Below are 14,260 nucleotides of genomic sequence, written 5' to 3' on the forward strand. Positions count from 1 at the left end.
GCCCAGGTGTGCCGCTGCGTGCGCCCCTCAGCCGCCGAGGGCCTTGAGCCACGACCGGCGCGCCTCGAGCGCGTCGGTCGCATCCCGGATCGCCTTCGCGTTGCCCGTCTTCTTGGCAGCTTCGAGTTCGTCCTCGAGCTTCTCGATCGCGTCCTGGAGCTGGCGCGTCATGTCGTTCGCGCGCGCCTTCGTCTCGGGGTCGTTGCGCTTCCAGTCGGCGTCCTCGCGGGTGCGCAGAGCCTGCTCGATCTTGCGCAGCTCGTCGTCGAGCGACCGCTCCGCGTCACGCGGGAAGATGCGGCCGATCTCGTCCCAGCGCCGCTGGATTCCGGTGAGGACGCTCCGCGCCTTCGAGACCTCGCGCTCATCGGCGACGGCTTTCGCCTCTTCGAGCAGCGCTCGCTTGGCGTCGATCTTCTCGCGAGAGGCCTCGGCATCCGCCGTCTCACGTTCGATCCGCGCGCCGTACAGCGCGTCGCCGGCGGCCTTGAATCGCGCCCACAGCGCGTCATCGACCTTCTTGCCGGCGCGGCCGGCCGACTTCCACTGGTCGAGAAGCTCGCGATAGGCGGGGATGCCGTCCTCGCCCTTGGGCGCGAGCGCCTCAGCCTTCTCGACGAGCTGGGTCTTACGGTCGCGGACGCCCTTGTGCGCCTCGTCGAGCTCTGCGTAGAACGCCCGGCGGTGCTTGTCGACGGTCGCCCGCGCGTCGCGGAATCGCTTCCAGAGCTGCTGGGCGGTCGACTTCGGAAGGCGCGGGCCGTTCTGCTGCTGCGCCTGCCACTGGTCGAAGAGCGTGTTCAGCTCGACCGTCGCCTGCTTCCACTGCACGCTGCGCGGATCACGCGCCGCCAGTGCCTCAGCCTTCTCGACCAGCTCGGTGCGCGCGCGCACCGCCTCGTCGACGGCTTCCCGAGCGGCAGCGGCCTCGCTCGCGGAGGCCTCGTTGAGTGTCTCGCTGAGGGCGGCGATGCGTGCGACCAGACCCGCGAGGTCGCCGACGGCGGCGGCACCTTCGAGCTTGCCGCTGATCGTGCGGGCGGTGGCACGCAGGTCTGCCGCGGAGGCGCCGCCACGGCGGTGACGGACCTCGAGAAGGGTGACCTCGCTGGCGAGGTCCGCGTACTTGCGCTCGAAGTAGGCGAGAGCCTCCTCCTTGGAGCCGTCCGGGAACTGTCCGACCACGCGCCACCCGTCCGCCTCGCGGACGGACACGGTGCCGTCGTCCTCGACGCGTCCCCAGGGCTCTCCGGCCGGCGCGGCGGCGACGGCGGACCCCGGTCGCGGTCGCGGCGTCGGGCGCGGGATCGGCGATGGGGCCGGCGCGGGCGTCGCAGCGGAGGTCTCGTCGGCGCTCGCCTCCGTCGAATCGGCGCCCTCCGCAGCGGCGTCCGCGGCCACGTCGGCGGAGGCGGCAGCTTCGTCTGTGGAGGCGGCAGCTTCGTCGGTGGAGGCGGCAGCTTCGTCGGCGGAGGCGGCAGCTTCGTCGGCGGGAGGAGCGGCCCCCTCAGCGGAAGCCTCCGGTCCTTCGACAGGAGCTGCCGGCTCGGCGGGCGCCGCCTCTTCGGCGGGAGCCGGCTCTGCGTCAGGCGCGACCTCGGGCACGGGCGCGTCGGTCACGTCGGCGTCGGCGCTGATCGCCTCGGACTCGTCGGCCACGGCGCTCTCGGGAGCGGCGTTCTCGGGGTAGGACTCTGCTGCGGCAGTCACGGAATGCACCTCATCGCGGCTCTCGCCGCCTGTGGGGGAGTAGGACGGTTCCCCAGCCTAGTACGGCCGATGCTCCCGCTCCGATGCCGTTCCGCGGGTCAGGGAGTGGGCACCGGGGTCGTCTCAGGAGCCGGTGAGGTGGTGGGCTCCGGTGTGCCCGACGGCGCCGGGGTGGTGCCCGTCGGCGTGGGCGTCGAGGTGGGAGTGGGCTCGGGCATGCCGGGTCCCGCCACGAAGTACGCGGTCTGCGCGGCGACGAGGCCCAGGACGAGGATCCCACCGGCGACGCCGGCGATCAGATTGTCGCGGGTGCGACGCCGTGCCTGACCGTCGTGGAACTGCCGTCGCGCCTGATAGAGGCGCGCGCGCTCGCGCTCCGCACGTGCATCGCGATCCTTGCGATCCTTGCCACCGACCGCCACGAGGCCTCCTTCGTCCGGGTCCGAGCCCGGGCCGGGTTGATCCTATGCGGCGGGCGTCACGGCGACCAAACCTCGGCGCTCGGCCCCGCGTCGGGCCCGGGGGATAGCCTGGAATCGTGACTGTCCCCGCGCCCTCTCCACGCGCCGCTGGCGCGTCGCGCGGAGCCTCCGGGACCGTGGGCCCACAGACCGCGTTGTTCCAGGGCCAGACGCCCCTCGCCGTCCGGATGCGTCCGACTTCCCTCGACGAGGTGGCGGGCCAATCGCACCTGCTGCGCGCCGGCTCGCCGCTGGTGACGCTGGCGGATCCGGATGCCTCGGCCCGCGCCGGCACGTCGGTCATCCTGTGGGGCCCGCCGGGCACGGGCAAGACCACGCTCGCCCAGGCGATCGCCCGCTCCTCGGGCCGGAGGTTCGTGGAGCTCTCGGCAGTCACCGCCGGAGTGCCCGCGACGTGCGGGAGGTGATGCAGGAGGCGCTGACCCAGCGCGACCTGTACGGGCAGTCCACGATCCTGTTCCTCGACGAGATCCACCGATTCACGAAGGCTCAGCAGGACGCCCTGCTTCCGGGGGTCGAGAACGGCTGGGTGGTGCTGATCGCCGCCACCACCGAGAACCCGTCGTTCTCCGTAGTGTCCCCGCTGCTCTCCCGGTCGCTTCTGCTGACCCTCAAGCCCCTCACCGACGACGACCTGCGCATGCTCGTCGATCGCGCCGTGGCCGACCCGCGCGGGCTGGCCGGCGCCGTCACCATCGGCGATGAGGCGCGCGACGCACTGGTGCGCCTGGCGTCGGGCGATGCGCGTCGAGCACTCACCGCTCTCGAGGCCGCGGCATCCCTCGCCGTCCCGATCGAGGACGACGAAGCGGATGCCGATGCCGCACCCGAGATCACCCCCGAGCACGTGGCGCAGGCCGTCGACCGCGCGCTGCTGCGGTACGACCGTCAGGGCGACGAGCACTACGACGTCATCAGCGCGTTCATCAAGTCGATCCGCGGATCCGATGTCGACGCCGCACTGCACTATCTCGCGCGCATGATCGAAGCGGGGGAGGACCCGCGCTTCATCGCGCGCCGCCTGATCATCTCGGCGGCGGAAGACATCGGGCTGGCCGACCCGCAGGCGCTGCCGCTGGCGGTCGCGGCGGCCGACGCCGTGCAGTTCATCGGGATGCCGGAGGGCCGGATCCCGCTGGCCGAGGCGACGGCATACCTGGCGACGACCGCGAAATCGAACGCCGCGTACCGCGCGATCGACGCCGCCATCGCCGACGTGCGAGCGGGCGGCTTCGGGCGCGTGCCGATCCACCTGCGCGACGCGCACTATGCCGGAGCGAAGCGACTCGGTCACGGCAAGGGGTATGTGTATCCGCACGACGCCGAGATCGGCATCGCCGCGCAGCAGTACCTGCCCGACGAGCTTCGGGGACGTCGCTACTACGAGCCGAAGGCGCTCGGCGCCGAGCGCGACGTGCAGGCGCGGCTCGAGAAGATCCGGCGGATTCTGGACGGGAAGTGACGCCCGCGGAACCGGAACGGGGGCTCTGATAGACTTGACGGGCTCGAAACGGAGTTTTCGGGCATCCCCTCTCTTCTTCACCACCTTCCGGCATGCCCCGGCGTGCAGTCCGGACAGGGCGAAGACAGGCGATACGTCCGCGAGCCGTGAAAGACACGGCAGCGTCATCGAAAGGAACACTTCGTGGCAACGAAGTCCCAGGACCGCCGCAAGGTGCGTCTCTCGCGCGCCCTCGGCGTCGCACTGACCCCCAAGGCAGCCAAGTACCTCGAGAAGCGTCCCTACGCTCCGGGCGAGCACGGCCGCACCAAGCGCAAGCAGGACAGCGACTACGCCGTCCGCCTCCGCGAGAAGCAGCGTCTGCGCGAGCAGTACGGCATCCGCGAGAAGCAGCTGCGCATCCAGTTCAATGAGGCCCGCCGCACCCAGGGCCTGACCGGTGAGAACCTGGTCGAGCAGCTCGAGATGCGTCTGGACGCTCTCGTCGTCCGCTCCGGCTTCGCCCGCACCACCGCGCAGGCGCGCCAGCTCGTCGTGCACCGCCACATCCTCGTGGACGGCCAGCTCGTCGACCGCCCGTCGTTCCGCGTGAAGCCGGGTCAGGTCATCCACGTCAAGGCCAAGAGCGAGGGCCTCGAGCCCTTCCAGGTCGCTGCCGCCGGCGGTCACGCCGACGTGCTGCCCCCTGTTCCGGGCTACCTCGAGGTCGAGCTCGACAAGCTCCAGGCCCGTCTCGTGCGTCGCCCCAAGCGCGCCGAGGTTCCGGTCGTCTGCGACGTCCAGCTGGTCGTCGAGTACTACGCAGCGCGCTAAGCGCCGCAGCGTGGTCGCGCGACAGCGCTGCGTCCTGAAGAGCACAGCGCGATAAAGCGCCGCGGAACAAGCACGGCGCGCTCAGCGCCGCCGAAGGGCGCCGGGGAGACCCGGCGCCCTTCGTCGTTCCGCGTGCACCGGCCGGTTTCGCCCTACGATGGAGGGATGCCGCGCCCGGCGGCCCGCGAGGAGTGGTGACATGAAGAACCTGTTCTGGTTCGTGTTCGGCATCGCCGGCGGTTTCGTCCTGGCGCACCTGGTCAACAAGGACCCGCGCGGTCACGAGGTGCTCGCCGAGGTGGACGCCCGGATCACCGAGTTCACCGACCGCATCGGTGACGCGTATCGCGAGCAGGAGGCACGCTTCGCCGGCATCGTCGACGATGTGAAGGATGCCGCGACCCATGCCGCCAGCGCCGCCAAGGCCACCGCAGCCGACGTCGTGGCCGGCGCGGCGGACGCCGTGAATGCCGCGGCCTCGAAGCTCGATGACGCCGACGCCGACGCACCCGCCCGGCCTTCGGCATCCGACTCCACCGCCGAGGCCGCCGCCCCGGCCGCAGACGGCACCCCCAAGCTCACCGACTGACCCAGCGAGCCGCCCTCCCCGGCGCACCCGGGGGAGTGGACCGCGCATCTGCGAGGATCCCGAATGAAGACCGCCGAGATCGCCCAGCGCTTCCTCGACTACTTCGAGAAGAACGGCCACACGATCGTGCCCTCGGCGTCGCTCGTGACCGACGACCCGGCGCTGCTGTTCACCGTCGCGGGCATGGTGCCCTTCATCCCCTACCTGTCGGGCGACGTCCCCGCTCCGTACGCGCGCGCCGCCGACAACCAGAAGTGCATCCGCACCAACGACATCGAAGAGGTCGGCAAGACGCCTCGTCACGGCACCTTCTTCCAGATGCTGGGCAACTGGTCGTTCGGCGATTACTTCAAAGAGGGCGCGATCCGCTTCGCGTGGCAGCTTCTCACGACGCCCGAGGCGGACGGCGGACTCGGGTTCGACCCGAAGGACCTGTGGGTCACGGTGTACGAGGACGACGACGAGGCGCGCGACCTCTGGCTGAGCCTCTCGTCTCTTCCCGAGGAGCGCATCCAGCGCCTCGGCAAAGACACGAACTACTGGAGCACAGGGCTTCCGGGCCCCGCCGGACCCTGCTCGGAGATCTTCTTCGACCGCGGTCCGGAGTACGGCATCGACGGCGGTCCGGCGACCGACGACGACCGGTACGTCGAGATCTGGAACCTCGTGTTCATGCAGTACGAGATCACCAACGTCCGGTCGAAGTACGACTTCGACGTGGTGGGTGAGCTGCCCGCGAAGAACATCGACACCGGCATGGGGCTCGAGCGCATCGCCTTCCTCAAGCAGGGCGTCGACAACATGTACGAGACCGACCAGGTGCGGCCGGTGCTCGACAAGGCGGTCGAGCTGAGCGGCCGCACCTACGGCGCCGACCACGACGACGACGTGCGCTTCCGCGTCGTGGCCGACCACATCCGGTCCTCGCTCATGCTCATGACCGACGGCGTCACGCCTTCCAACGATGGCCGCGGCTACATCCTGCGCCGCCTCATGCGCCGCGCGATCCGCTCCATGCGGCTTCTCGGTGTGGACGGCCCGACGTTCGGCGTGCTGTTCGCGGCGTCCCGCGACGCGATGAAGGACGCCTATCCCGAGGTAGAGGCGGACTGGGCTCGGATCTCGCAGTATGCGCTCGCGGAGGAGGCGACCTTCCTGCGCACCCTCGCGGCGGGCGAGTCGATCCTCGACGACTCCCTCGTGCAGACCAAGGCGTCCGGCGGGACCTCGATCGCCGGCGCGGAGGCGTTCCTGCTCCACGACACCTACGGATTCCCGATCGACCTGACCCTCGAGATCGCCGAAGAGGCGGGTCTCACCGTCGATCGAGCCGCCTTCGACACGCTCATGCAGGAGCAGCGGTCGCGGGCGAAGGCAGACGCCAAGGCGCGCAAGCGGCAGCTCGCCGACACGAGCGTCTACCGCGACCTGCGCGCTCAGGGCGAGACCGTCTTCACCGGGTACACCGATCTCGAGACCGGGTCGCGCGTCCTCGGGATCCTCGTCGACGGCGTGTCGACCGACCGCGCGAGCACCGGGCAGATCGCCGAGGTGATCCTCGCCGAGACCGCGCTGTACGCCGAGTCGGGCGGCCAGGTCGCCGACAAGGGCGTCATCGTCGGGCCCGGGTACGAGCTCGAGGTGCTGGACGTGCAGAAGCCCGTGCCGGGCCTCATCAGCCACACCGTCGAGGTGACGACCGGCGAGGTCGCAGTCGATCAGCCGGCGACATCGATCGTGGATGCCGCGAACCGGCGTGCGGCCCGTCAGGCCCACTCCGCCACCCACCTGGTGCATGCGGCACTGCGCGACACGCTCGGCAAGACCGCGACGCAGGCCGGCTCGCTCAACCGCGCCGGCTACATGCGCTTCGACTTCACGTGGGGCCAGGCGCTCTCCGAGGCGACGCGGTCCGAGATCGAGGAGATCTCGAACAACGCGGTGCGCGACAACCTCGAGGTGACCACGCGCGTGCTCGCCCTCGACGAGGCGAAGGCGCTGGGCGCGATGGCGCTGTTCGGCGAGAAGTACGGCGACACCGTCCGCATGGTCGACATCGGCGGGCCCTGGTCGCGCGAGCTGTGCGCCGGCACGCACGTCTCGACGAGCGCCGAGGTCGGCCTGATCAACCTGGTCGGCGAGTCCTCGGTCGGTGCGTCGAACCGTCGCGTCGAGGCCCTGGTCGGGCTCGACGCCTTCCGGTCCCTGGCGGCGGAGCGGGCTCTCGTCTCGCAGCTCACCACGACGCTCAAGACCCCCCGCGAGCAGCTTCCGGCTCGCATCGCCGAGCTGACCGCCAGCCTCAAGGCGGCGGAGAAGAAGATCGCGGCGTTCGAGGCCAAGGCCCTCGGCGATCGCCTGCCCGCCTTGGCGGCCTCCGCCAGCAGGGTCGGCAGCACCGCGCTCGTCGCGGAATCCCTCGGCGCGGCCTCGTCGGCCGACGACGTGCGCTCGCTCGCTCTGCAGGTACGCGAGCGACTCGGGTCCGACGCAGCGGTGGTCGCGCTGGGCGCCGAGGTGAACGGCCGGCCGGTGGTGATCGTCGCGACCAACGACGCCGCGCGTGCCGCCGGCGCGAAGGCCGGCCCGCTCGCCAAGACCGCCGCTGCCGTGCTCGGCGGCGGAGGCGGCGGACGTGACGACGTCGCGCAGGGCGGCGGGACGGATGCCTCGGCCTTGCCGGCGGCGCTGGCTTCGGTGAAGGACGCGCTCGGCGCGTGAGCGGCTTCCGGCGCGGCGTGCGGCTCGGCGTCGATGTGGGCAGGGCTCGCGTCGGCGTGGCCAGGTGCGACCCCGACGGACTGCTGGCCACGCCGCTGGAGACGGTGGCGCGCGACGACAGCGCGGTCGCGCGCATCGTCGCGCTGGCAAACGAGTACTCGGCGGTCGAGCTGCTCGTCGGCCTGCCGATGAATCTCCGGGGCGAGGACACCGCCTCGACCACGGATGCGCGGGAGTTCGCGTCGGCGCTGGCGGCGGCATCCGCTCTTCCCGTCCGGCTGGTCGACGAGCGGCTCTCGACGGTGTCGGCGCACGCGGCGCTGCGCAGTTCCGGGCGCTCCCAGCGTTCGTCGCGTAGCATCGTTGACCAGGTCGCCGCGGTGGTCCTGCTTCAGCAAGCCCTCGACGTCGAGAAGAGCACCGGCCGGCCGCCCGGAATCCCCATCCCCCAGGAGCCCGCCTAACATGCCCGAATCACCGCCAGAGGATCCGTTCGCGGACCTCTACGGCAAGCTTCCCGATCCCCGGTCGCGGCAGCTCGGCCGGACCGCCCCCGATTCCGGCGACACGGGCGGGTCGACGCCGCCGGCCCCGGTGACCAACGGCGGTGCTCCGCTGTCTCGGCGCGCAGCGCGGGAAGCCGCCGCTCGCGGCGGCACCGGTCAGACGCCCACCCAGCCGGAGAGCTCGAAGACCCCCACCACGGACGCCGCACCCGGTGAGGGCTTCCAGCCCGTGCCGATGCGTTCGCCGCGACCCACGCGCGAGGTGGACGGCGAATCGACTCCGATCGACGATCCGTGGAGCTTCGCGGTCTCGGGAGAGGCCCCCGGCGCTGCCTTACAGCCGCACCGGCGCGAATGCCGTCGTACCGGTGAACGCCGCAGCGGACCCTGAGCGGGACTCCGACGACGCCCGGGCGGTGGTCGGCGCCGGGGCGGTCTCCGCAGCCGGGCATGCGCGGGCCACCCGCACCAGCGCGCACGACGGCCCCGTCGGCGGGCCGGGCCTGCGTAGCGGCCCCGCCGGCGGCACGTCGACAGCGACGCTCGAAGACCTCTTCACCGGCAGCGCGTCCACCGACCACATCGGCTCGGCGCCGCCGCCGAAGAACAAGCGCCGCCGCCGTATCGGCGGGTGGATCGCGCTGGGTGTGGTGCTCCTCCTCCTGGGCGGAATCGCGGGCGGAGCCTGGTACGTGTGGAACACGTACGAGGACAGCATCCGCGAGGTCATGGGCTGGGAAGAGCCCAAAGACTACGAGGACGGTCTCGCGAACGGTGAGACCTTCGTCACGATCGCATCGGGCGACACCGGCTCGCCGATCTCGCAGTCGCTCTACGATGCCGGCGTCACCAAGATGCCGGACGCGTTCTACGACTACCTCATCGAGTCGGGACAGAACCCGAACTTCCAGCCGGGCGTCTACAGGCTGCAGAAGCAGATGACGTCCGAGGCGGCCCTCGCCTCGCTGATGGACCCGGCCAACAAGATGGAGCTCACCGCGCAGATCCCCGAGGGATTCACCGTCGACGGGACGCTCGAGCGCCTGGCAGAGGGCACCGGGATCCCCCTGGAGGAGTTCACGGCCGCCGCGGCTGACCCCGCCGCCTTCGGCGTGCCGGCGAACAGCCTCGAGGGCTGGCTCTTCCCCGCGACGTACACCTTCGACCCAAGCGTCACGGCGCAGTCGGCGATCCAGACCCTCGTCGACCGCGCCAAGCAGTCGCTCGACGCCGCCGGCGTGCCCGAGGCGGACCGCCAGGAGATCCTGACCATCGCGTCGATCATCCAGCGGGAAGCGCGCTACGAGCAGGACATGCAGAGAGTCTCGCGCGTGATCCAGAACCGCCTCGATCCGAGCAACCAGGAGACCTTCGGCCTGTTGCAGATGGACTCGACGGCGCAGTACGGCATCGGCGAGGACGACGGCACGGTCAGCTCCTCCGAAGAGGCGCTCACCGACGACAACCCGTGGAACACCTATGTGCACCCCGGCCTGCCCGTCGGCCCGATCTCGAATCCCGGCGACGTCGCCATCGACGCCGCGATGCACCCTGCGGACGGCGACTGGCTGTACTTCGTCACGGTCAACCTCGACACGGGCGAGACGGTCTTCACAAGCAACCTCGCCGACCACAACCGGGCCGTGAACCAGTGGCAGCAGTGGTGCTCTCAGCAGAACCCGGACTCGGGGTGCTGAACCGCGCCGCGACGCGTCTGGAGGTCTGGGGCGACCCGATCGCGCACAGCCGCTCACCGCAGCTGCACGGCGCCGCCTACGCGGTTCTGGGGCTCGAGTGGAGCTACGGCCGGCGCCGCGTCGATGAAGCCGCCTTCGCCGCCGAGCTGGCCGGGCTCGACGACGCGTGGCGCGGGCTCTCGCTGACGATGCCGTTGAAGACCGTCGCCTTCGGCACCGCGGCCGCGCGCGACCGGACCGCCGAGCTCACCGGTGCCGTCAACACGCTCCTGCTCGACACCTCTGGACCGCGCGGATTCAACACCGACGTCGGCGGCATCGTGCGCGCCCTCGCCGACGACGGCATCACGGCGATTCCCGGCGCCCGCATCGTCGGCGCCGGCGCCACCGCGACCTCGGCGCTCGTCGCCCTGGCCGAGCTCGGCGCCCAGCAGATCGAGGTGGTCGCGCGCCGTCCCGAGGCGGTCGAGCCGCTCATGGACCTGGGATCGCGCCTGGGCGTGCAGGTCGGCGCGGCCGCCTTCCTGCCCTCCGCCTACGCGGAGGTGCCGGTCACGGTCGCCACACTCCCGGGCGACGCGCTCGTGCCGGACGCCACAGCCGATGCCCTCGCCGCGTCCGGGGGTCTGCTCCTCGACGTCGCCTACGGCCACTGGCCGACGTCGCTCTCGGCCGCGTGGGACCGCGCCGGATCATCCGCACGGTCGGGGCTCGGGATGCTGCTGCACCAGGCGGTGCTGCAGATCCGGATCTTCCGCAGCGGCGACGCCGAGTCACCGCTGCCGGACGAGCCCGGGATCCTCGCGGCCATGCGCGCCGCTCTCGAGGAGCCGCGCGCGGCGTAACGCGCACCCGGCACGTGGGAGACTGGAGCAATGCTCCGCGTGCTCACGGCCGGCGAATCGCACGGCCCCGAACTCGTCGCCGTCATGGAGGGCCTGCCCGCAGGCGTCCCCATCTCCCGCGCCGCGATCCAGGCCGATCTCGCACGCCGGAAGCTCGGCTACGGCCGCGGGTCGCGCATGAAGTTCGAAGAGGACGAGCTCACGATCTCGTCCGGCGTCGTCCACGGCTCGAGCCTCGGCAGCCCGATCGCACTGCGGATCGGCAACACCGAGTGGCCGAAGTGGGTCGAGGTGATGAACCCCGAGCCGGTCGAGCTCACCGAGCGCTCCCGCGGACGCGGCGCCGCGCTCACTCGCCCGCGTCCCGGGCACGCCGACCTCGTGGGCATGCAGAAGTACGGCTTCGACGAGGCCCGGCCGATCCTCGAGCGCGCGAGCGCACGTGAGACCGCTGCCCGCGTCGCACTCGGAGCCCTGGCCCGCGCGTTCCTGGCCGAGCTCGGCATCCGTCTGGTGAGCCACACACTCTCGATCGGGCCGGTCCGCGTGCCCGAAGGCGCCGCCCTGCCCGCGCCCGGCGATGTCGATGCACTCGACGCCGATCCGCTGCGCTGCTTCGATCCGGCGACGAGTCAGGCGATGGTGGCCGAGGTCGACGCGGCTCGCAAGGACGGCGACACGCTCGGCGGCATCGTCGAGGTGCTCGCGTACGGGCTCCCGCCCGGGCTCGGCTCGCATGTGCACTGGGATCGACGGCTCGATGCCAAGCTCGCCCAGGCCCTCATGAGCATTCAGGCGATCAAGGGCGTCGAGGTCGGCGACGGCTTCCTCACCACGACCCGCCGCGGCTCGCAGGCGCATGACGAGCTGCATGTCGCGGGCGACGGGATCACGCGCTCGAGCGACAAGGCGGGCGGCACCGAGGGCGGCATGTCGACGGGCACCGTGCTGCGCGTCCGCGCCGGCATGAAGCCCATCGCCACCGTCCCCAAGGCGCTGCGCACAGTGGATGTCGCCACCGGCGACGCGGCCTCCGCCCACCACCAGCGCTCCGACGTCTGCGCCGTGCCGGCTGCAGGTGTCGTCGCCGAGGCCATGGTCGCCATCGTCCTCGCCGAGGTCGTGCTCGAGAAGTTCGGCGGCGACAGCGTCGCCGAGACGCGCCGGAACCTCGAGGGCTACCTCGCGGCGATCCCGGACGAGCTGCGCACCGCCGCCGCGAGCGACGTCGATCTCGCCGCCGCCGACCCGGTATGAGCCCGCACCCCCACGCGATCGTCCTGATCGGCCCGATGGGGGCTGGGAAGACGAGCATCGGCAGGAAGGTCGCCCGGGCCCTCGGCATCCCTTTCTACGACTCGGATGTCGCCGTCGTGCGCGATCACGGGCCGATCGAGCGGCTGTTCGCCGAGCACGGCGAGGCGCACTTCCGAGCCCTCGAGCGACGCGCGGTCGTCGACGGTCTCGCCGCCGGCGGTGTCGTCGCCCTCGGCGGCGGCGCCGTGATGGACCCCGCCACCAGGGCGGATCTGGCTGCCCATCGGGTGGTGCTGCTCACGGTCTCGGCGCGGGTCGTCGCCGGTCGCGTGCGCGAGTCCAACCGCCCGCTGCTGCAGGCCGACGACGCGATGGCCCGCTGGGCCGAGATCTACGACGCGCGCCGCCCGGTCTACGAGGAGCTCGCCGACGTGACCTTCGACACCTCGAGCGGACCTCTGCAGAACGTCGTCGACGCGATCGTCGAGTGGGCGCACGAGGGCTCGGGCGAAGAACTGGTGCTCGATCAGCCGGTGAACGATCAAGAGGAGCAGCGATGACGGATGCCACGACGATCAGCGTCAGCGGAGACGCGAGCTACGCCATCACGGTGGGACGCGGCGTCCTGTCCACCGTCGGCGAGGCGCTCCCGCCCGCCGCCCGCAAGGTGCTCGTGATCCACCCGCCCACGCTGGCCGAGCAGGCGGAGCGCCTGCGTGCGCAGCTCGTGGGCGAGCGCGAGGTTCTCCTCGCCGAGATCCCCGACGCCGAGCAGGGCAAGCGCATCGAGGTGGCGGCGTTCTGCTGGCAGGTCATGGGCAAGGCGGACTTCACGCGCACCGACGCCGTCGTCGGCTTCGGCGGGGGAGCGGTCACCGATCTGGCCGGGTTCGTCGCCGCCACGTGGCTGCGCGGCGTCGAGGTGGTGCAGGTGCCCACCACGGTGCTCGGCATGGTCGACGCCGCCGTCGGCGGCAAGACCGGCGTCAACACGGCCGAGGGCAAGAACCTGGTCGGGGCGTTCTGGGCTCCCCGTGCGGTCATCTGCGACCTGGACCTGCTCGACAGCCTGTCGCGCAACGAGCGCGTCGCCGGATACGCCGAGGTCGTCAAGGCGGGCTTCATCTGGGCTCCCGAGATCCTCGATCTCGTCGAGGCGGACCCCGAGATGGCCGTCGATCCGCGCAGTGACGCCTTCCGGCGCACCATCGAGCTCGCGATCGAGATGAAGGCGCGGGTGGTGGGCGAGGACCTTCGCGAGGCGGGCCTCCGCGAGATCCTCAACTACGGCCACACCCTCGGGCACGCCATCGAGCACGCCGAGCGCTACCGCTGGCGCCACGGGGCGGCCATCTCGGTGGGCATGGTCTTCGCCGCCGAGCTCTCGCGCCTCGCAGGGCGGCTTCCGGATGCCGCGGCCCAGCGTCACCGCGACATCCTCGACACTCTCGGCCTGCCCACGAGCTACCGCCCCGGGGCATGGCCGCAGCTGCTCGCCTCGATGCAGCGCGACAAGAAGACCCGCGGCGGCATGCTGCGCTTCATCGTGCTCGACGACATCGCCAAGCCGACCGTGCTGCAGGCGCCCGACGAATCGCTGCTGTTCGCGGCGTATCAGGAGGTCGCCGGGTGACGACCGGCGCCACCGTGCGGCGGGTGCGCGCCGAGGACTGGCCGCGCGTGCGCGACCTGCGCATCGAGGCGGTGAGAGATCCGGCCGCGCCGATCGCGTTCCTGACGACCCCCGGCGAAGAGCTCGCCCGCGACGACGAGTTCTGGCGCGTCCGAGCCGCGAACGCGTCCACGGGAGATGAAGCCGCTCAGTTCGTCGTCGAGATCGACGGGCAGTGGGTGGGCACCGCCACGGTGCTCGTCCGGCCGGCGGGCGTGACCGATCACACCGGGCGGACGGTGTACACGACGCGCGCCGACGTGGTCGGGGTCTACGTGCGCGCCGATCGGCGCGGATCCGGTCTCATCGACGCCCTGCTCGACGCCGCGGCCGCCTGGACCGCCGATCTGGGCATCGCGCGACTGACCCTCGACGTCCATGCCGACAACGCCCGCGCGCAGGCCGCCTACCGGCGCGCCGGCTTCGTCCCCACCGGCGTGACCTTCACCGGCCGGATCGGCCCTGAACTGGAGATGGCCCGCGCGCTGTAGCGGTATCGTGCCACC

General features: G+C 71.6%; 13 protein-coding genes and 1 pseudogene. 12 read left to right on the forward strand and 2 right to left on the reverse strand.

Annotation, left to right across the window (positions count from 1 at the left end; genetic code table 11):
• Nucleotides 1-27: 27 nt before the first annotated feature.
• Nucleotides 28-1,710 (reverse strand): DUF349 domain-containing protein, encoded by a 1,683-nt coding sequence (locus WYM_RS09840; protein ID WP_019180664.1) that lies wholly within the window; start codon nt 1,708-1,710, stop codon nt 28-30.
• A gap of 98 nt (nt 1,711-1,808) precedes the next feature.
• Entirely contained in the window at nt 1,809-2,132 is a 324-nt protein-coding gene (locus WYM_RS09845; protein ID WP_019180665.1) for a hypothetical protein, read from the reverse strand.
• A 227-nt stretch (nt 2,133-2,359) separates the two neighbouring features.
• Here WYM_RS09845 and WYM_RS19845 point away from each other — a divergent pair.
• From WYM_RS19845 to WYM_RS09905, 12 genes and pseudogenes are all read left to right on the forward strand, one after another.
• Nucleotides 2,360-3,654, forward strand: a pseudogene (locus WYM_RS19845) (replication-associated recombination protein A).
• Between the two features lie 183 nt (nt 3,655-3,837).
• On the forward strand, nt 3,838-4,467 hold the full coding sequence (rpsD, locus tag WYM_RS09855; protein WP_019180666.1) for a 30S ribosomal protein S4: 630 nt from the start codon (nt 3,838-3,840) through the stop codon (nt 4,465-4,467).
• Nucleotides 4,468-4,666: 199 nt separating this feature from the next.
• Nucleotides 4,667-5,056 (forward strand): hypothetical protein, encoded by a 390-nt coding sequence (locus tag WYM_RS22185; protein WP_019180667.1) that lies wholly within the window; start codon nt 4,667-4,669, stop codon nt 5,054-5,056.
• A gap of 63 nt (nt 5,057-5,119) precedes the next feature.
• Nucleotides 5,120-7,777: an alanine--tRNA ligase gene (alaS, locus tag WYM_RS09865; RefSeq protein ID WP_019180668.1), complete on the forward strand. Its 2,658-nt coding sequence runs from the start codon at nt 5,120-5,122 to the stop codon at nt 7,775-7,777.
• On the forward strand, nt 7,774-8,241 hold the full coding sequence (gene ruvX, locus WYM_RS09870; protein ID WP_019180669.1) for a Holliday junction resolvase RuvX: 468 nt from the start codon (nt 7,774-7,776) through the stop codon (nt 8,239-8,241). The genes alaS and ruvX overlap by 4 nt, the downstream gene beginning before the upstream one ends.
• Before the next feature lies 1 nt (nt 8,242).
• Nucleotides 8,243-8,674 carry a hypothetical protein gene (locus tag WYM_RS21945; protein WP_019180670.1) on the forward strand — a complete coding sequence of 144 codons (432 nt, stop codon included), beginning with the start codon at nt 8,243-8,245 and terminating at the stop codon, nt 8,672-8,674.
• Nucleotides 8,652-9,980 carry an endolytic transglycosylase MltG gene (mltG, locus tag WYM_RS09880; RefSeq protein ID WP_019180671.1) on the forward strand — a complete coding sequence of 443 codons (1,329 nt, stop codon included), beginning with the start codon at nt 8,652-8,654 and terminating at the stop codon, nt 9,978-9,980. The genes WYM_RS21945 and mltG overlap by 23 nt, the downstream gene beginning before the upstream one ends.
• Entirely contained in the window at nt 9,944-10,825 is an 882-nt protein-coding gene (locus WYM_RS09885) for a shikimate dehydrogenase (protein WP_157525058.1), read from the forward strand. Before mltG ends, WYM_RS09885 begins: the two co-directional genes overlap by 37 nt.
• Before the next feature lie 30 nt (nt 10,826-10,855).
• A complete protein-coding gene (gene aroC / locus WYM_RS09890; RefSeq protein WP_019180673.1) occupies nt 10,856-12,082 on the forward strand; it encodes a chorismate synthase in 1,227 nt (408 codons plus the stop codon).
• On the forward strand, nt 12,079-12,642 hold the full coding sequence (locus tag WYM_RS19855; RefSeq protein ID WP_019180674.1) for a shikimate kinase: 564 nt from the start codon (nt 12,079-12,081) through the stop codon (nt 12,640-12,642). The genes aroC and WYM_RS19855 overlap by 4 nt, the downstream gene beginning before the upstream one ends.
• A complete protein-coding gene (gene aroB / locus WYM_RS09900) occupies nt 12,639-13,715 on the forward strand; it encodes a 3-dehydroquinate synthase (RefSeq protein ID WP_019180675.1) in 1,077 nt (358 codons plus the stop codon). The genes WYM_RS19855 and aroB overlap by 4 nt, the downstream gene beginning before the upstream one ends.
• Nucleotides 13,712-14,245 (forward strand): GNAT family N-acetyltransferase, encoded by a 534-nt coding sequence (locus tag WYM_RS09905; RefSeq protein WP_019180676.1) that lies wholly within the window; start codon nt 13,712-13,714, stop codon nt 14,243-14,245. The genes aroB and WYM_RS09905 overlap by 4 nt, the downstream gene beginning before the upstream one ends.
• Nucleotides 14,246-14,260 lie beyond the last annotated feature (15 nt).

Source organism: Microbacterium yannicii PS01 (assembly GCF_000304335.1).
Lineage (GTDB): Bacteria > Actinomycetota > Actinomycetes > Actinomycetales > Microbacteriaceae > Microbacterium > Microbacterium yannicii_A.

What these genes read in the sequence shown, in the direction of transcription:
- WYM_RS21945 (WP_019180670.1), top strand. Translation starts at nt 8,243, where the DNA reads ATGCCCGAATCACCGCCAGAGGATCCGTTCGCGGACCTCTACGGCAAG.
- aroB (WP_019180675.1), top strand. Translation starts at nt 12,639, where the DNA reads ATGACGGATGCCACGACGATCAGCGTCAGCGGAGACGCGAGCTACGCC.
- WYM_RS19855 (WP_019180674.1), top strand. Translation starts at nt 12,079, where the DNA reads ATGAGCCCGCACCCCCACGCGATCGTCCTGATCGGCCCGATGGGGGCT.
- aroC (WP_019180673.1), top strand. Translation starts at nt 10,856, where the DNA reads ATGCTCCGCGTGCTCACGGCCGGCGAATCGCACGGCCCCGAACTCGTC.
- alaS (WP_019180668.1), top strand. Translation starts at nt 5,120, where the DNA reads ATGAAGACCGCCGAGATCGCCCAGCGCTTCCTCGACTACTTCGAGAAG.
- WYM_RS22185 (WP_019180667.1), top strand. Translation starts at nt 4,667, where the DNA reads ATGAAGAACCTGTTCTGGTTCGTGTTCGGCATCGCCGGCGGTTTCGTC.